Origin of the sequence: Solwaraspora sp. WMMA2065 (genome assembly GCF_030345075.1) — a bacterium.
Taxonomy (GTDB): Bacteria; Actinomycetota; Actinomycetes; order Mycobacteriales; family Micromonosporaceae; genus Micromonospora_E.
Genome location: NZ_CP128361.1, coordinates 1566811 through 1583182 on the forward strand (window position 1 = coordinate 1566811; position 16372 = coordinate 1583182).

Consider the following 16372-nt stretch of genomic DNA (forward strand, 5'->3'; position numbering starts at 1 on the left):
GACCTGACAAACCAGATTCGGGCACATGATAGACGGTTACGGTGCTTAAAATACCTATGCCGGTTATCGGGCTTTCATCCGGAAAGTGGGAGACATGGCGAACGCACCGGTGGTGATCGTCGGTCAGGGGTACGTCGGCTTGCCCGTGGCGATGCGCGCCGTAGAGGTCGGGCACCGGGTGGTCGGTCTGGACACCGACACCGAGCGGATCCGGATGCTGCGCGCGGGCACCTCGTACGTCCAGGATGTCACCGACGCCGAGCTACACGCCGCGTTGGGCAGCGGCCGCTACACCGCGACCACCGACTACGCCGCCGCAGCGGGATTCGACACCGCGGTGATCACCGTGCCGACGCCGTTGCGTGACGGCGCACCCGACCTGCGCTACATCGAGCAGGCGGCCCGCTCGCTCGCCGAGCAGCTCACTCCCGGCGCGACCGTGATCCTGGAGTCAACGACCTACCCGGGCACCACCGACGAGTTTCTCCGGCCGCTGTTGGAGAAGGGCAGCGGTCTGCAGGCCGGGCTCGACTTCCACCTCGGGTACAGCCCGGAGCGCATCGACCCGGGCAACCACGAATGGAACTTCGTCAACACCCCGAAGGTGGTCTCCGGGATCACCCCCGAGTCGTTGCGGTCGGTGCGAGCGTTCTACGACGGTCTGGTGGACCGGACCGTGCCGGTCACCGGCACCCGGGAGGCCGAGACCACCAAACTGCTGGAGAACACCTTCCGACACGTCAACATCGCCCTGGTCAATGAGCTGGCGGTGTACGCCCACATGCTCGGCATCGACATCTGGGACGCGATCGACGCCGCCAGCACCAAGCCGTTCGGCTTCCTGCGGTTCACCCCCGGCCCGGGCGTGGGTGGGCACTGCCTGCCCGTGGACCCGTCCTACCTGTCCTGGGAGGTCAAGCGGACCCTCGGCCGCAACTTCCGGTTCGTCGAACTCGCCAACGACGTGAACAACTACATGCCGATGTACGTCGTGGAACGGTTGACCAGCGCGATGAACCGGCGCAGTCGGGCGCTACGGGGCGCGCGGGTGCTGCTCATCGGGCTGGCGTACAAGCGCAACAGTGGCGACTGTCGCGAGTCCCCGGCGGTCCGCGTCGCCGAACTGCTGCACCTGGCCGGCGCCCAGTTGCACGTCGTCGACCCACACCTGCGCCCGGAGCAGATGCCGGCCTTCGTACAGGCGGTGCCGCTCACCGTCGACCAGGTCGAAGCCGCTGACGCGGTGGTCGTGCTGACCGACCACGACGGCATCGACTACTCCCTGCTCAGTGCTGCGCCACTGGTGCTGGACACCCGCCGGAGGCTGGCCGCCACCGCCGGCACGGAACTGCTGTGACCCGTCCCCGCCGCCTACCTGGGCAGCGGGATCGCTGACGCGGCAAGTAGGCGGCGGGGCGCTGACGCGGTCAGCTCGTCGGGGCGTGTTCCCGCCCCCGGGCTGCCGGTGCCACCGGCGTCGGGCGACCGGCCATCCGGACGGCACGGTAGAACATCGCCCGTCGGGGTGCCACGAGCTCGGTGCGGTAGGCGCGGGACCGGACCAGACCGGCCGCCGCCACCTCGACCATCCGCTGCGGCCGGGTCAGCAGCCGCCGGACCGCCTCGGCCAGCGCCGCCGGACCGCCGGTGGTGACCAGACAGTCCGCCTCGATCAGGTCCGGCGGGCCCACCGCCCCGACGGCGACCACCGGCAGGCCCCGGGCCATCGCCTCGACCACTACCGGAGAGTGCACACCGGCGGAACCCGGCGACACGAACACGTCGGCGGCGTCCAACCAGGACCGGATCTCGGTGGCGGGACGGTCACCGGCGATGACGAGCCGGTCGGTCAGTCCCAGCCGGGCCGCGCGGTGTTCTAGCCGCGGCCGGGACCGGCCGTCGCCCAGGTACACCAGGTCCGCCAAGACGCCGTCGTCAGCCAGCCGACGCATCGCCGCAAGGACGACGTCGACGCCGTGCCGGGAGTGGTCGAGCGTCCCGGCCGAGATCAGCGTCACCGGGCCGCCGGGCGCCGACGGTTCACGGGGCTCGCAGACGAACGCGTCGGCCCGCAGGTCGACGTCCGGGTAGTCGGTGGCGACGGTGTTCGGCCCGGGCGGACAGCGCAGCCGCAGCGATGTGCCGGTGCCGGTGGTGTAGGCCACGGCGGTGGCGTCCCGACACTGCTCCCGCAGCTGGCGCGCCGCCCGGTGCACGCGCCAGCGGCGCACCGGGTCGATCGTCACCGGACCGTCGAACATGTCCTGCGGGTCTGCGACGACCTCAACCGCGTAGCCACGGTGCCAACGACGCAGGATCGGTACGAGCAGGCCGGCGGCCGGTGACGGGCTGCGCAGGATGACGGCATCGACGTCGTCGACCCCGTACCGCAACGACCGGCGCAGCCCTGCACGGCCCGGCGGCAGGCCGAGCGGTCCGCGCCGGTACGGCAGCGGCCAGACCTCCACCCCCGCGCCGTCCACCCGGGATGCGCCGGACGGCGGTTGCGGTTCCTCGGTGACCTCGGCGAGCAGTCGGACCCGGTCGAAGGCCGACAGGTACCGGGTCCAGAAGGCGTGCGCCGGCCCGTTCACCGTCCACACGGCGCCGTCCGGTGTGCGTTGGAACCGAGTCTGGGTACTGACCGCGACGGTGCCCATCGCGGAACCCAACGAGTTCTCCACTGTACTCCCCATCAGCCGGTAGTCAGAGTCAGGTGCCGGCACGGCGGCCGGCGACAGCGATCCGCGCAGATCAGCCGACCGGCGCGGCGGCCGGCCGACGGCGTGGCGCCGGCTGGCGCCCGCCGGTCGTCTCGATGAGGTCGGCCACCGCCCGGGCGCAGTCACCGCTGTCGAACCGCTGCTCGATGTGTTCCCGTGCGGCCAGCGAACGCCGGGCGAGCCGACCGGACCGGAACTCCGCGTGTGCGCCGCGCAGCGCGGCTGCGAGCGCCTCGACGTCACCGGTCGGGGCCACCCAGCCGCTGTCCCCGTTGACTGTCTCCGGCAGGCCGCCGGCGTCGGACACGACGGAGGGCACCCCGCAGGCCCCGGCTTCCAGCGCCGCGCCGTGGTTCTCCGAGCGCGACGGGCTGACGCTGACGTCCGCCGCTGCGTAGTACTGCCGCACGTCGATGACGCCGGCGAACCAGTCGACGGTCGGATCGGCCGCCACGTCGAACCGTCGCATCAGCTCCCGCCGGTGCTCCTCACCGGCCGCGTCCCAGCCCCCACCCACCAGGATCAGGCGGGAGCGGGGACAGTCGCGGGTGAACGACCGCCACGCCGCCAGCAGGACGTCGTGCCCTTTGATGCCGGTCCCCCGGTGCACCATCGCCTTCGGCGCGTACACGTACGCCACCATGACCACCACAAAGACGTCGGCGGGTAGACCCAGCCGCCGACGTGCGGCGGCCCGGGTGGCGGCGTCCGCCGGGCGGAACAGCCGGGTGTCCACGCCGTACGGCACCACCGCCAGCGCGTCGGCACGACGGCCCAGGGACCGGTACCGGTCGGCGGTGTGCGCGCTGCCGGCGATGACGAGATCGTCCAGCCGGGCCAGGAAGCGCTCCGCGGTGCGGATCGGCGTCGACTCCAGAAAGAGCGGGCCGGGCACCATGAAGATCCTGACCATGTCGAGCCCGGACAGGCTCAGCCGGACCGCCAGCGCCGCGTGATAGTGGTGGTAGTGCACCACGTCGGGGCGCAGCCGACGCAGCAGCCGACGCAGCGACCACAGCTGCGCGGCCGTCGTCGGCGTCGGGCGGAACCGGAACTGGAACGGCGAGTCGACCATCGGTACCCCGGCCCGGCGCAACTGTTCGCGTAACCGGCCCGGGCCGGCGGGCAGCACCACGATGACCTCGTTGCCACGCCGGCACAGCTCCTCGACCTGGGGCACGATCCACCGGCCGCCCTCGGCCGTTTTCAGCATCACGACCACCCGCATGCCCGACGCCTCCCTCGACACCGGCGACACCCGCCACGGCCACCAACGGACCTTCATCGCGCGGGCACCCCCTTGACCACCGCGCCGGGCGGCACATCACGTACCACGCACGCCCCAGCGCCGACCGTCGCCCCGGCACCGACGCGACGGCCCTGCAGGATCGCCGCAGTCGTCCCCACCAGGACTGCCTCGTCCAACGCGCAGGATCCGGAAACGGCCGCCAGTGGTCCCACCGAGCCGTAGTCCGCCACCGTCGTGTCGTGACCGACCACGCCGTTCTGGTTGATGTGCACGTGCCGACCGAGCGTCACGTCGGTGGTCACCCTGGCCCCGGCGAACAGCACCGAGCCCGCGCCGATCCGGCTGTCCGGACCGACCGTGGCGCTCGGGTGGATCAGCGTGGCGGCGACCAGCGGGGCCGCCGCCGGCCGGGCGGCGTCGATCCGCCAACCGACCGCACGACGGTACGCCGGCAGGCCGATCCCGATCACGTAAGCGGGCGGGTCGCTCTGCCCGGTCAGCCAGTTCACCGCGCCGAGCAGCGCGGCACCGAGCCGGTCGAGGCGTTCCTTGTTGGCTGGGCTGGGATCGTCGTCGACGAAGCCGACCACCCGCCACGCCGGTGCCGGACCGGCCCGGTTGACGGCGTCGACGATGCCGAACATTTCACGGCCGTGCCCGCCGCAGCCGACGATCACCAGGTCCTGGACGCTCATCGGCCGCTCCGGTCGCCGTCAAGGAACGCTCCGATCGCCGCGAGTACCCGGCCGATCTGCTCGTCGGTCAACGACGAGCCGCTGGGCAGCGCCAGTCCGGTCGCGAAGAGCCGGTCCGCCGCTCCAGTGAGCAGCCGCGGCGCGGCGGCGAAGACCGGCTGCCGGTGCATCGGTTTCCAGACCGGCCGGGTCTCGATCCGCCGGTCAGTCAGGTAACGGCCCAGTTCGGCGGCGTCCCAGCCGGACTCGACCGGGTCGACGACGATCACCGTGAGCCAGGCGTTGCCGCCGAGGTCCGCCTCGTCACCGAGGTCGCCGAGCAGGCGCACCCCCGGGACACCGGCGAAGGTCTTCGCGTACCGCTGACGGATCTCCCGGCGGTGGGTGACCATCGAGTCGAGACGGTGCAGCTGCGCCCGGCCCAGCGCGGCGAGCAGATTGCTCAGCCGGTAGTTGTAGCCGATGTCGGTGTGTTCGTAGTGCGCCACCGGCTGGCGCGCCTGGCTGGCCAGGTAGCGGCACTGGTGGGCGATCGCCGCGTCGTCGGTGACCACCATCCCGCCCCCCGAGGTCGTCATGATCTTGTTTCCGTTGAAGGAGAAGACCCCGGCCCGGCCGAAGCTGCCGGCGGGACGACCGCGCAGGCAGGCGCCGAGCGCCTCCGCCGCGTCTTCAACGACCGGCAGGCCGTACGCCGCGCACAACGGGACGATCTCGTCGTAGTCGGCGCAGCGGCCGAACATGTCGACCGGCACCACCGCGCGTACCGGCGGCTGACCGTGCTCCCGCCGGGTGAGCGCCTCGGCCAGCAGATCGACATCGACGTTGCCGGTCCGTGGGTCGCAGTCGACGAAGACCGGCTGGGCGCCGGTGTAGACGATGGCGTTGGCGGTGGCGACGAAGGTCAGGGTGGGTACCGCCACTGCCTGTCCCGGCCCCACTCCGAGCGCCAGCAGGGCCAGGTGCAGGCCGGCGGTCGCCGAGTTGACCGCGACCGCGTGAGGGACGCCGACCCGCCGGGCCATCTCCTGTTCGAAGGCGTCCACCTCCGGGCCGGACGGGGCCACCCAGCCGGAGCGCAGCGTCCGAACCAGGAACTCCTCCTCGAGCGGGCCGACGTCCGGCGGGGACAGGTAGATCTGCCGGGTCACCGCGCGGCTCCGGCGAAATGTCCTGCTCGCGGGCTAGGCTGACCTGGTCGTGGTCGGGTCGGCGGCCACGACCGATCGGCCGGCGCAGTCCGACGGCCGGTCGCCGACGCACCGGATTGGCTGGCGTTGATGACCACTGATCGGTTCACCATCCTGTTCGTCTGCCGGGCGAACATCTGCCGCTCACCGCTGGCGGAACGGCTGACCCGGTACGCCGTGCAGACCCGGCTGGGCACGGACTCCGACGGGGTCGTCGTGGACAGCGCCGGCACCGAAGCGCTGACCGGCCAGCCGATGCACCCGCACACCGAGCAGGTCCTGCGGGAACGCCAGGCCGATCCGGACGGGTTCGTCAGTCGGCAGGTGGACGCCGCCATGCTGACCGGGGCGGACCTGGTGCTCACCGCCAGCCGCCGGCACCGGGCGTACTGCGTCGCGCTGGCCCCGGCCGCGCTGACCCGCACCTTCACCGTTCGCCAGTTCGGGCGGCTCGCCCAGGCCGCGGCCCTGCCGTCGGCGGCCTCGCCGCCCGGCGCCGCGGGCCGGGCCAGGTCGCTGGTGGCCGCCGCGGCGGCGGCCCGTAGCCGGGTCCAGCCGGTCTCCGCCGAACAGGACGACCTCGCCGACCCGGTGCTGCGGCCGGTGGAGGACTTCCGCGGGTGCGCCAGCCAGATCGACCAGACCGTCGACATCCTGCTGGACATCATCACGAAGTCTTGACCGGTACGCCGACGTCCGCCGTTGCCTGCTCCTCGGCGGTCGCCGTGGTGTCGGGCTCCGCGACTGCCTGACGCTGCCGGGTCGGGCCCGCCGCGTTCGCGGACCGACGTCGACGGCCGTGCTCGTGGTAGTAGTAGTTGTAGGCACCACCGCGGTGCGGTGTCATGTTCAACACGCAGCCGAGCAGCCGGGCGTCCACCGCGCGCAGCGCGGCGACCGCCGCCCGCAGGTGCGTCTCGCTGGTCTTGGCGCACCGTCCCACCACGATCACGCCGTCCACCTGGGCGGCGATCGGCGCCGCGTCGGTGACCGGCACCAGCGGCGCGGTGTCCACGATAACCACGTCGAAGCGGGCGCGCAGCGTCGCGAGCAGGTCCGCCATCTGTTGTGAGCCGAGCAGCTCGCTCGGATTCGGCGGAACGAAGCCACTGGGTAGCAGTGTCATGCCGCTGGCCCCCCAGGGTTGCAGAACGTCGTCGAGCTCGGCCTGGCCGGCGAGCACGTTCGTCAGTCCGACCGCACCCTCCATGTTCAGGTAGGAGGCCGCCTGAGGGCGGCGCAGATCTGCCTCTACCAGCAGCACCGAGCTGCCCGCTTCAGCGAAGCTCAACGCCAGGTTCGTCGCGGTGGTGGTCTTGCCTTCCTCGGGCATGGCGCTGGTCACCACCAGGCTGTGCACCGGCTTGTCGACATCGGCGAACTGCAGGTTGGTCCGCAACTGGCGGAACGCCTCCGCCCGTGGCGAGTGCGCCTGCCGGCCGATGATCAACGGCTCCCGGCGGGCAGCGTTGTCCAACGGGATGGTGCCGAGCACCCCGGCCGCAGTGACGTCACGCATCTGATCGACGGTGCGTACGGTGTTGTCGAGCACCCCGCGCAACAGCGCTAGGCCGACCCCGCTGAGCAGCCCGAGGAACAGCGCCAGGCTGATGTTGCGCACCGGTTGCGGCTCGACCGGCGCCGGATTGAGCAGCGGGCCCGCGATCACCTCGACCTTGATCGCCGGTTGATCGGCACCCGGGGAGGTCTCCAACTGCTCGACCAGGCGGACGAACTCGGCGACGATCGCCTCGGCGATCTGCTCCGAACGGTTCGGTGAGCTGTCGGTCACCGTCGCCTGCAACAGGACCGTGTCGGGAACCGGCCGCGCGCTGACCCGCGACTGCACCTCACCGGCGGTCAGGCCGAGGCTGTGCCGGTCGACCACGGTCTCGGCGAGCCGGCTGCTGGTGAGCAGTCCGCTGTAGGACTTGACCCGCTGCTGGGAGAAGAGCCCGCCCTGGTATGCGTCGGTCACCCCCTGGCTGCTTGAGGTGGAGACGAAGAAGGTGACCGAGGTGGCGTACTGCGGGGCGGTCCGGACATTGATCAGCACGGCGGCGGCGACCGCGACGGTCACAGCGGCGAGTACCCAGAGCCATCGTTTCCGCACCGCGTCGAAGTAGTCACGCAGTTCCATCGGTACGGCCTCCAAAAACACTGCTCCGTCATGGTCAGCACCATCTTGTACCAATCTGCACTAGCTAAGGAGGTTTTCTGGTCAAATAGTGGCATTACCGCAGTCTCCACACCGAATGGACGAGACCGCAGGCACCGCCGGCTGTACCCGGCGGTTGCCCGTACGCCGACTGAACGGGGCTGGAATGCAGACATCGACCCGACCTGCGGACATCACCACCCGCCGCAACCGGGAACGCGCCGTCGCACCGATGTGGCTGGTGGACCTCGGCGCCTGGTGCGCCGGCCTGGTCGTCGCCGTCTGGACCCGCTACGAATTCGCCCTCGCCGGGGCACACCTCAACGGTCTGGTCCTGGTCATGCTGGCCGCGATCGTGCTGCACACGGTGGCCGGTCACCTCAGTTACCTGTACCGGGACCGGTACCGGCTGGGCAGCTTCGACGAGGTGTGGGTGGTGTCCCGGTGCGTGCTGGCCACCATGCTCCTGCTACTGCTGCTCGATCTCGCCGCACCGCAACGGCCGGTGCCGGCCAGCGCACCGCTGGTCGGTGGCTGCCTGGCGCTCGTCCAGATGCTCGGCGTCCGGTACCTGCGCCGGCTGCACCGGCAACGCCGCCGCCGGCCCGCTGGCCGGGACATCCAGCGGGTGCTGCTGTTCGGTGCCGGTGCCGCCGGGCAGTCGCTGCTCCGGGCGATGCTGGACGAGCCGAGCGGGCGGTACCTGCCGGTGGGCCTGCTCGACGACGACCCGGCGAAGCGGCAGCTACGGCTCAGCGGGGTGCCGGTGCTGGGTAGCCGGCAGGACATCCCGGCCGTCGCCGCCCGTACCGGTGCCACCACTGTCGTCGCCGCGGTCGCCAACGCCGACGCTGCGCTGATCCGAGAAGTACGCCACCTCGCGAACCAGGCCGGTGCCCGGTTCAAGGTGGTCCCGTCGGTCGGCGAACTGCTTGAGAACGAGCCAGCCGTCACCGACCTGCGCGACCCCGACTTCAGTGACCTGCTCGGCCGACACCAGATTGAGACCGACCTCGACTCGATCGCCGGCTATCTGACCGGCAAGCGGGTGCTGGTCACCGGGGCCGGCGGCTCGATCGGCTCCGAACTGTGCCGGCAGATTCAGCGGTTCCAGCCCGGTGAGCTGATGATGCTCGACCGCGACGAGTCAGCGCTGCACGCCGTACAACTGTCGTTGCGCGGCCGGGCACTGCTGGACAGCCCGGACCTGATCCTCGCCGATCTGCGCGACAGCGACACGATCCGGCAGATCATGTGCGCCCGTCGCCCCGAAGTGGTCTTCCACGCCGCTGCACTCAAACACCTCACGCTGCTGGAGCGCCACCCGGGTGAGGCCGTCAAGACCAATGTGTGGGGCACTCAGACCCTGTTGGAGGCGGCATCCGGTGTGGAGCGTTTTGTCAACATCTCCACCGACAAGGCCGCCGACCCGACCAGCGTGCTCGGTTACTCCAAGCGGATCACCGAACGGCTCACGGCCTTCGCGGCTGGGACCAACCAGGGCACGTTCCTCAGTGTCCGGTTTGGCAACGTACTCGGCAGCCGCGGCTCGGTGCTGCACACGTTCCTTGCCCAAGCGGCAGCCGGCAAACCGATCACCGTCACCGACCCGGACGTGACCCGGTACTTCATGACCATCCAGGAGGCGGTGCAACTGGTCATCCAGGCAGCCGCGGTCGGCCGCGACGGCGAGTCGCTGGTGCTCGACATGGGCGAACCGGTGCGGATCGCCGACGTCGCCCGCAGCATCGCCGAGCAGGACGACAACCCGGTCAGGATCATCTACACCGGGCTGCGCCCCGGCGAGAAGCTGCACGAGGACCTGCTCGGCGCCGGAGAGCCGGACTGTCGGCCGCTGCACCCCCTGATCTCTCAGGTCCCGGTGCCGGCGCTGGATCCGGTGCACGTGCACCTGCTCGACCCGTACGGCCGACCGGACGATCTGGTCGACGACCTTGCCGCGCTCTGCACGCCGCTCCGGCCGCCGGTCGGAGCGCGGCGGCAGCGGGGCGCTCTACGAACCGGTGCCGTCGGTCCGGCAGGCGGTGCTGGTCTCCCGGCCCCGGACGACCCGAGCGGCACACCGATCGCGAGCCAGAACGGGTCCACCGGGGCGGCCTGACCGATCAGCGACCGGTCAGGCCGCTGCCGGCGGCTCGGACGGCGGGTCGGCCAGCATGGCAGCCATCTGCAGGGACAGCTCCTGCACCAGGTCGTCCATGCTCTGCCCGGTCTGTGCCCGGACCAACGCGAGCGCCAACTCGGCGAGTACGCAGAAGCCGCGGGTCCGGGCCGCCTCGTCGGGGAACTCCGCCAGCAGCACGGCCGCGCCGTCGTGGTCTCCGCGCTGGCGGGCGGCGATGAACCCGGCGGCGCGCTGCGCGGCGACGAACGCCGACTCGGTGGATACCCGGCTGTCGTCGCCGCTCATGGCGCGACGATCGGGCTGCCTGCTGAGCTGGCGGCGGTGAAGCGGGCAGCGACGTCGCTCCAGTCGACCAATTCCCACAGACGGTCGACGTAGTCCGGACGAACATTGCGGTACTGCAGGTAGTAGGCGTGTTCCCAGGCGTCGAAGACCAGAATCGGAGTGGTGGCCTGACCTACGTTGCCGTGGTGGTCGTAGACCTGCTCGACGATCAGCCGACGGCTCATCGGCTCCCAGGCGAGCACTCCCCAGCCGGAGCCCTGCACCCCTTTGGTGGCGGTGGACAACTGCCCGGCGAACGCCTCGTACGAGCCGAAGTGCTCGTCGATCGCGGCAGACAGCTCGCCGTCCGGGGACAGGTTGTTCCAGAAGATCGAGTGCAGTACGTGGCCGGAAAGGTTGAACGCGAAGGTCTTCTCCAGGCCGAACAACGTCGAGAAGTCACCCTTGTCGCGCGCCTCGGCGAGGGCACCGTAGTCGTACGGCATGTCGGGCAAGGTGTAGACGGGCATCGTCCACCCTCCGGTCGCGGGCTCAGCGGTCCCGACCAGTATGCTCTATTGCAAGTACTTCGCAACTACACACTGTCTGCATCTACCTCTGGTCACCTCGACGCGCCCGGCCCGATCGTCGACCAGACCGCCTCCACCTCGCCGCCGCGCACCGCTGTCACCTCGCCGAGACCGGCGAACACCATGCAGACATGATTCGGAACGACCTGCACCCGCTGCCCGATCGTGAGCGCACTCGGCTGACCCGGCCCGACCCACCGCAGCCAGCCGTGCTCCTCGGAAAGCCGGTCGATCCGCCATCCGGGCAACCCCACCAGCAGGCCGTGACCACCGTAGGCGTCGACATGCGCCGACGCCGGCAGACCGTCCTGGCCGAACGTCTTCGACCCCGCGTCGATACAGGCACGGTGCGGCTCCGGATGACTGACCACGGTGGCGAGGACGCGGACCGCACAGGTCGCCACGGTGGCGTTGCCGAGCGCGATCTGCCCCAGGTCGTTGAAGGCGTAGATACCGGGCCGGATCTCGGTCACTCCGGGCTCGGCCACCACAATCCGCGCCGAAGCGGAAGCACCGAGCGACACCGTCGACAGGGTCAGCCCGGCCGACCGGATCGCCGCAGCGGTGTCCACCATGGCACCGGCCACCGCCCGCGAACGTCGGATCAGATCCGCCCGGTCGGTCGCCGCGTACACCGAGCCCTCGTACGTCATCACCCCGGTCAACCGGACGCCGGGCAGCTCGGCGATGTCCCAGGCGACCCGTACGGCTTCCGCCGGAGCCACCCCGCACCGGCCCAGGCCGCTGTCGACGATCAGTAGCACGTCCAACAGCCGCCCGGCCGCCGCGAACGCCTCCCCGAGCGTCCGGGCGCCGGTGACACTGTCCGCGCCGACGGTCAGTTCACAGCGCTGCGCCAACCGCACCGCGTGTTCGGCCTTGTCGCGGCCGACCAGCGGATATGCCACCGTCATACGGGCCACCCCGGCCGCCGCGAACGCTTCGGCCTCACCGAGCTTCGCCACACAGATCCCATCTGCCCCGTGATCCAGCTGCATCGATGCGATGCGGGGGATCCGGTGGGTCTTGGCGTGCGGCCGCAACCCCACCTGATGCAGCTGGCACAGACCGGCCATCTCGTCGAGGTTGCGCTCCAGCACATCGAGGTCGAGCAGCAGGGTGGGAGTCTCCAGGCCGGCCGGTACGGCGAACCGGTCCGGCGTTGCGGTCTGCGGGTGGATGTCGGTGGTCACGGCGTCTCCGGCAGTCGTCGTCACGGGTACAGGCGTCTCCGTCGCCCATCCTGCCGTACCGCGATGGTCATGCGACGACCCCGCAACCTGGTGTCGCGCTCACCCACGTCGCAGCGCACCCGATCCACAGGTTGTCGCCGACTGTGCCACCGGCGAGCACGGTCGCGGTGTCGCCGAGCCACGGCACCGGCTACGCCGAAGCCTCACCGTCGTGCCGGTGCCACGGCGATGGCCTGGATCTCGATGAGCAAATGTGGGTGGGGTAGTTGGTGGACGGCGACGGTGGTGCGGGTGGGTCCGGTGTGGTCGAAGTGTTCGGCCCAGACCTGGTTGTAGCCGCCGAAGTCGTTCATGTTGACCAGGTACGTGGTGACCGAGACCAGATCGGTCAGGCCGGCGCCGGCGGCGGCGAGCAGGTCGGCGATGTTGGCGATCACCGCGCGGGTCTGCTCGCGGATGTCGAGTGTGGTGGTGCCGTATTCGTCGACGGTGGCGCCGGCGATGGTGTTGTCGGGGCGGCGGCTGGAGGTGCCGGAGACGAAGATGAACCCGCCGGCGACCTTGAGGTGCGGGAACTTGCCGCGTGGGGTGGCTTTGCCCGCGACCAGGTGCGCGGTCATCGCGTACCGCCGGTGGTGGTGAGGGGCGTACCGCCGGTGGTGGTGAAGGCGGCGGTGCCGAGCCCTTGGACGGTGGCCCGCACGTGGACGCCGGGGGCGAGCGGCACCGCGGCGGTGGCCGCGCCGGCCAGGAAGATCCACCCGGCCCGCAGGTCCGGGCCGTGCCGGTCGGCCAGGGCGACGCCGGCGGCGAGGGCCCGGCGGGGGTCGCCGAGGATGGCCGCCGTCGACCCGGTCTGCACGGTGTGTCCGTCGATGTCCAGCAGTACGCCGAGGTTGTCGAGGCCGTCCGGGACCGGCTGCCACGGGCCGACGGTGAACAGGGCGGCGGAGGTGTTGTCGGCGATCACGTCGGGCAGCGAGAAGGTGAAGTTGGCGTACCGGGAGTCGATGACCTCCAGCGCGGGGGCGACGGCCCGCACCGCGTCGGTGAACGGCGTCCCGGGTGTCGGTGGGCGGTCCAGCAGGAAGGCGATCTCCGGTTCGACCCGGGGGTGGATCAGTCCGGAGATGTCGACGCTGCCGCCGTCGGGCACCTGCGTGGTGTCGGTGAGTTGGCCGAGGATCGGCTCATCGACGCCGACCTGGACCATCTTGGCCTGGCTGGTCAGGCCCATCTTGGCGCCGGCGAGGCGTTCGCCCCGGTCGGTGCGGCGGGCGAGAAGGGCCTGCTGCACCGCGTAGGCGGCGTCGACGTCGACCCGGTGGGTGTCGGCGAGCTGCGGAATCGGGGTGCCGGTGACGGCCGCGTCGTCGAGCCGGGCGGCGAGGTCGGCGGTGTCGATGCTGGTGGCGGTCACGGGCGCTCTCCGTTGGCGAGGTCGAGGGCGACGTCGGTGATCATGTCTTCCTGGCCGCCGACCATCCTGCGGCGGCCGAGTTCGATCAGGATGGACCGCACGTCGAGGCCGTAGCGGTCGGCGGCGCGTTCGGCGTGGCGCAGGAAGCTGGAGTAGACGCCGGCGTAGCCGAGCGACAGGGTTTCCCGGTCGACACGGACCGGCCGGTCCTGCAGCGGCCGGACCAGGTCCTCGGCGGCGTCCATCAGCGCGAACGTGTCGCAGCCGTGTTTCCAGCCGTGCAGGTCGGCGACGGCGGTGAACACCTCCAGGGGGGCGTTGCCGGCCCCGGCGCCCATCCCGGCGAGGGAGGCGTCGACCCTGGTGGTGCCGTGCTGCACGGCGATCACACTGTTGGCCACGCCCAACGACAGGTTGTGGTGGGCGTGGATACCGATCTGCGTGCCCGGGTCCAGCACCTGCTGGTAGGCGTCGACCCGGGCGGCGACGTCGTCCATCAGCAGCCGGCCACCGGAGTCGGTGACGTAGACGCAGTGCGCCCCGTACGACTCCATCAGCTTGGCCTGCCCGGCGAGCCCTTCGGGGGTGTTCATGTGCGACATCATCAGGAACCCGGCGACGTCCATACCCTGGTCGCGGGCCCATGAGATGTGCTGGGCGGCGACGTCGGCCTCGGTGCAGTGGGTGGCGATCCGGACGCTGGTGACGCCGAGGTCGCGGGCGGCCCGCAGGTCGTCGATGGTGCCGATGCCGGGCAGCAGCAGCGTGGTCAACGTCGCCCGGCTGATCGACTCGGCGGCAGCACGGATCCAGTCGGCGTCCGACGCGGCGCCGTGGCCGTAGGTGACGGACGAGCCGGCCAGGCCGTCGCCGTGGGCGACCTCGATCGCGTCGACGCCGGCCGCGTCCAACGCGGCGGCGATCGCCCTCACCTGGTCGACGCCGTACCGGTGCCCGATGGCGTGCATGCCGTCGCGCAACGTGACGTCCTGGACGTACAGCCGGGTCATGACCGCGCCTCCGCTCGGACAGCGACCAGACGTTCCGCTGTGCGCAGCGCCGCCGAGGTCATGATGTCGAGGTTGCCGGCGTACGCGGGCAGGTAGTGCCCGGCACCGGACACTTCGAGGAACACCGACACCTGGATGCCGGTGAAATGGCTGCCCAGCGCCGGCACGTACGCGTCGACCGGATCGAACTGCACCCGCTGTTTGAGCCGGTAGCCGGGCACGTACCCGGCGACCGACGCCACCATGGCCGCCACCGAGTCGGCCACCGCCTCCCGATCGACGCCGGCCGGGGTCAGGCAGTAGACGGTGTCACGCATCAGCAGCGGCGGATCCGCCGGGTTCAGCACGATGACCGCCTTGCCCTTGCCGGCGCCGCCGACGACTTCCAGGGCGCGGGCGGTGGTCCGGGTGAACTCGTCGATGTTCGCCCGGGTGCCCGGACCGGCCGAGCGGGACGCGATCGACGCGACGATCTCCGCGTACGCCACCGGGGCCACCGCCGCGACGGCGGCGACGACCGGCACCGTCGCCTGCCCACCGCAGGTCACCATGTTGACGTTCGACTCGGCCAAATGGGCGTCCAGATTCACCGGCGGCACCACGTACGGGCCGACCGCGGCCGGGGTCAGATCGACCACCGTCCGCCCGTAAGCCTGCAGGATCTCGTTGTTGCGCCGGTGCGCGCCCGCCGACGTGGCGTCGAACACCAACCCGACGTCGGCGAACTCGGGCATCGCGACCAGGCCGTCGACCCCATCACTCGTGGTCGCCACGCCGAGGCGGCGGGCGCGGGCCAGCCCGTCGGATTCCGGGTCGATGCCGACCATCGCCACCATGTCCAGCGACTCCGACAACCGCAGCACTTTGATCATCAGGTCGGTGCCGATGTTGCCCGACCCGATCACCGCCACCCCGACACCCACTACCGTCCCTCCCCTGACTTGGCGCTGAATCTGGTCCGCACACTGCCGAGCCCGGCGATCCGCGCCTCGTACGCCGCCCCCGGGGTGACCGGCACCATCGGGCCGAGCGCACCGGAGAGCACGACGTCGCCGGCCCGCAGCGGATCCCCGGCGGCGGCCAGGGTCGACGCCAGCCAGGCGACAGCGTGCACCGGGTTACCGAGGCAGGCCGCCCCGGCACCGACCGACACCGGCACACCGGCCGATTCCAGCACCATGCCGCACCCCCGCAGGTCCACCGAGGCGGGCGGCACCGGCCGGTCGCCGAGCACGAACAGCCCCGACGAGGCGTTGTCCGCCACCGTGTCCACGATCGAGATGTCCCAGTCGGTGATCCGCGAGTCGACGATCTCGACCGCCGGCAGCAGGAAGTCGGTCGCCCGCAGCACATCGACCACGGTCGCCGGCCCGTCCGGCAGGTCGGCGCCGAGCACGAACGCCACCTCCGCCTCCACCCTGGGCTGGATCAGCCCGCCCAGGTCGACCTCGTCGCCGTCGCAGACCGCCATGTCGGCGAAGAGCACCCCGAAGTCGGGCTGGTAGACGCCGAACGCGGCCTGCACCGCCGGCGACGTCAGGCCGATCTTCGCCCCCACCCGACGCCGCCCGGCCCTTGTCCAACCGGCCACCAACTCCCGCTGCACCGCGTACGCGGCCGCCACGTCACCGACCGGCAGCAGCCGGTCCCGCAACGGCGCACACGGCACCCCGGAGTCGTACGCCCCGGCCAGCGCCGCGACAGCCGCCTCGACATCAACATCCACAGTCACGC

At 71.2% G+C, this 16372-nt stretch carries 16 protein-coding genes; 3 read left to right on the forward strand and 13 right to left on the reverse strand.

The features are described from left to right. Positions 1–94 precede the first annotated feature (94 nt). Positions 95–1357: a nucleotide sugar dehydrogenase gene (locus tag O7610_RS07330; protein ID WP_281554973.1), complete on the forward strand. Its 1263-nt coding sequence runs from the start codon at positions 95–97 to the stop codon at positions 1355–1357. A 70-nt stretch (positions 1358–1427) separates the two neighbouring features. On the opposite strand, the gene O7610_RS07335 is transcribed toward O7610_RS07330, so the two are convergent. From O7610_RS07335 to O7610_RS07350, 4 genes are read right to left on the reverse strand one after another with little or no spacing between them, the layout of a single operon-like run. Then, positions 1428–2696 (reverse strand): glycosyltransferase, encoded by a 1269-nt coding sequence (locus O7610_RS07335; RefSeq protein WP_281554974.1) that lies wholly within the window; start codon positions 2694–2696, stop codon positions 1428–1430. Positions 2697–2754: 58 nt separating this feature from the next. Continuing rightward, positions 2755–4008: a glycosyltransferase family 4 protein gene (locus O7610_RS07340; protein ID WP_281554975.1), complete on the reverse strand. Its 1254-nt coding sequence runs from the start codon at positions 4006–4008 to the stop codon at positions 2755–2757. After that, the gene (locus O7610_RS07345) at positions 4005–4667 is read right to left on the reverse strand and encodes a NeuD/PglB/VioB family sugar acetyltransferase (RefSeq protein ID WP_281554976.1); all 663 of its coding nucleotides are present in this window, start codon (positions 4665–4667) and stop codon (positions 4005–4007) included. The genes O7610_RS07340 and O7610_RS07345 overlap by 4 nt, the downstream gene beginning before the upstream one ends. Then, a complete protein-coding gene (locus O7610_RS07350) occupies positions 4664–5818 on the reverse strand; it encodes a DegT/DnrJ/EryC1/StrS family aminotransferase (RefSeq protein WP_281554977.1) in 1155 nt (384 codons plus the stop codon). The genes O7610_RS07345 and O7610_RS07350 overlap by 4 nt, the downstream gene beginning before the upstream one ends. A gap of 129 nt (positions 5819–5947) precedes the next feature. Here O7610_RS07350 and O7610_RS07355 point away from each other — a divergent pair, with 129 nt between their 5' ends. Then, complete coding sequence (locus O7610_RS07355) at positions 5948–6538, forward strand: arsenate reductase/protein-tyrosine-phosphatase family protein (RefSeq protein ID WP_281554978.1); 591 nt, start codon at positions 5948–5950, stop codon at positions 6536–6538. On the opposite strand, the gene O7610_RS07360 is transcribed toward O7610_RS07355, so the two are convergent. Further along, positions 6525–7997 (reverse strand): tyrosine-protein kinase domain-containing protein, encoded by a 1473-nt coding sequence (locus tag O7610_RS07360; RefSeq protein WP_281554979.1) that lies wholly within the window; start codon positions 7995–7997, stop codon positions 6525–6527. The genes O7610_RS07355 and O7610_RS07360 overlap by 14 nt on opposite strands. A 184-nt stretch (positions 7998–8181) precedes the next feature. Here O7610_RS07360 and O7610_RS07365 point away from each other — a divergent pair, with 184 nt between their 5' ends. After that, positions 8182–10137, forward strand: a complete 1956-nt coding sequence (locus tag O7610_RS07365) for a polysaccharide biosynthesis protein (protein ID WP_289212874.1) — start codon at positions 8182–8184, stop codon at positions 10135–10137. 15 nt (positions 10138–10152) lie between these two features. On the opposite strand, the gene O7610_RS07370 is transcribed toward O7610_RS07365, so the two are convergent. From O7610_RS07370 to O7610_RS07405, 8 genes are all read right to left on the reverse strand, one after another. After that, positions 10153–10446, reverse strand: coding sequence for a superoxide dismutase (locus tag O7610_RS07370; protein WP_289212875.1), 294 nt, complete (start codon positions 10444–10446; stop codon positions 10153–10155). Continuing rightward, the gene (locus O7610_RS07375; protein ID WP_289212876.1) at positions 10443–10955 is read right to left on the reverse strand and encodes a superoxide dismutase; all 513 of its coding nucleotides are present in this window, start codon (positions 10953–10955) and stop codon (positions 10443–10445) included. The genes O7610_RS07370 and O7610_RS07375 overlap by 4 nt, the downstream gene beginning before the upstream one ends. Before the next feature lie 92 nt (positions 10956–11047). After that, a complete protein-coding gene (locus O7610_RS07380; RefSeq protein WP_289212877.1) occupies positions 11048–12208 on the reverse strand; it encodes an alanine racemase in 1161 nt (386 codons plus the stop codon). A gap of 203 nt (positions 12209–12411) precedes the next feature. After that, positions 12412–12828, reverse strand: coding sequence for a RidA family protein (locus tag O7610_RS07385; RefSeq protein WP_289212878.1), 417 nt, complete (start codon positions 12826–12828; stop codon positions 12412–12414). Next, entirely contained in the window at positions 12825–13628 is an 804-nt protein-coding gene (locus tag O7610_RS07390; RefSeq protein ID WP_289212879.1) for a 2-keto-4-pentenoate hydratase, read from the reverse strand. The genes O7610_RS07385 and O7610_RS07390 overlap by 4 nt, the downstream gene beginning before the upstream one ends. Further along, the gene (gene dmpG / locus O7610_RS07395) at positions 13625–14638 is read right to left on the reverse strand and encodes a 4-hydroxy-2-oxovalerate aldolase (protein ID WP_289212880.1); all 1014 of its coding nucleotides are present in this window, start codon (positions 14636–14638) and stop codon (positions 13625–13627) included. The genes O7610_RS07390 and dmpG overlap by 4 nt, the downstream gene beginning before the upstream one ends. Further along, entirely contained in the window at positions 14635–15561 is a 927-nt protein-coding gene (locus O7610_RS07400; protein ID WP_289212881.1) for an acetaldehyde dehydrogenase (acetylating), read from the reverse strand. Before O7610_RS07400 ends, dmpG begins: the two co-directional genes overlap by 4 nt. Continuing rightward, entirely contained in the window at positions 15561–16364 is an 804-nt protein-coding gene (locus tag O7610_RS07405; protein ID WP_502959104.1) for a 2-keto-4-pentenoate hydratase, read from the reverse strand. Before O7610_RS07405 ends, O7610_RS07400 begins: the two co-directional genes overlap by 1 nt. Between the last annotated feature and the right edge of the window lie 8 nt (positions 16365–16372).

Coding starts and splice junctions, on each gene's coding strand:
- O7610_RS07330 (WP_281554973.1), top strand. CDS start 95: ATGGCGAACGCACCGGTGGTGATCGTCGGTCAGGGGTACGTCGGCTTG.
- O7610_RS07335 (WP_281554974.1), bottom strand. CDS start 2,696: ATGGGGAGTACAGTGGAGAACTCGTTGGGTTCCGCGATGGGCACCGTC.
- O7610_RS07340 (WP_281554975.1), bottom strand. CDS start 4,008: ATGAAGGTCCGTTGGTGGCCGTGGCGGGTGTCGCCGGTGTCGAGGGAG.
- O7610_RS07345 (WP_281554976.1), bottom strand. CDS start 4,667: ATGAGCGTCCAGGACCTGGTGATCGTCGGCTGCGGCGGGCACGGCCGT.
- O7610_RS07355 (WP_281554978.1), top strand. CDS start 5,948: ATGACCACTGATCGGTTCACCATCCTGTTCGTCTGCCGGGCGAACATC.
- O7610_RS07360 (WP_281554979.1), bottom strand. CDS start 7,997: ATGGAACTGCGTGACTACTTCGACGCGGTGCGGAAACGATGGCTCTGG.
- O7610_RS07365 (WP_289212874.1), top strand. CDS start 8,182: ATGCAGACATCGACCCGACCTGCGGACATCACCACCCGCCGCAACCGG.
- O7610_RS07370 (WP_289212875.1), bottom strand. CDS start 10,446: ATGAGCGGCGACGACAGCCGGGTATCCACCGAGTCGGCGTTCGTCGCC.
- O7610_RS07375 (WP_289212876.1), bottom strand. CDS start 10,955: ATGCCCGTCTACACCTTGCCCGACATGCCGTACGACTACGGTGCCCTC.
- O7610_RS07385 (WP_289212878.1), bottom strand. CDS start 12,828: ATGACCGCGCACCTGGTCGCGGGCAAAGCCACCCCACGCGGCAAGTTC.
- dmpG (WP_289212880.1), bottom strand. CDS start 14,638: ATGACCCGGCTGTACGTCCAGGACGTCACGTTGCGCGACGGCATGCAC.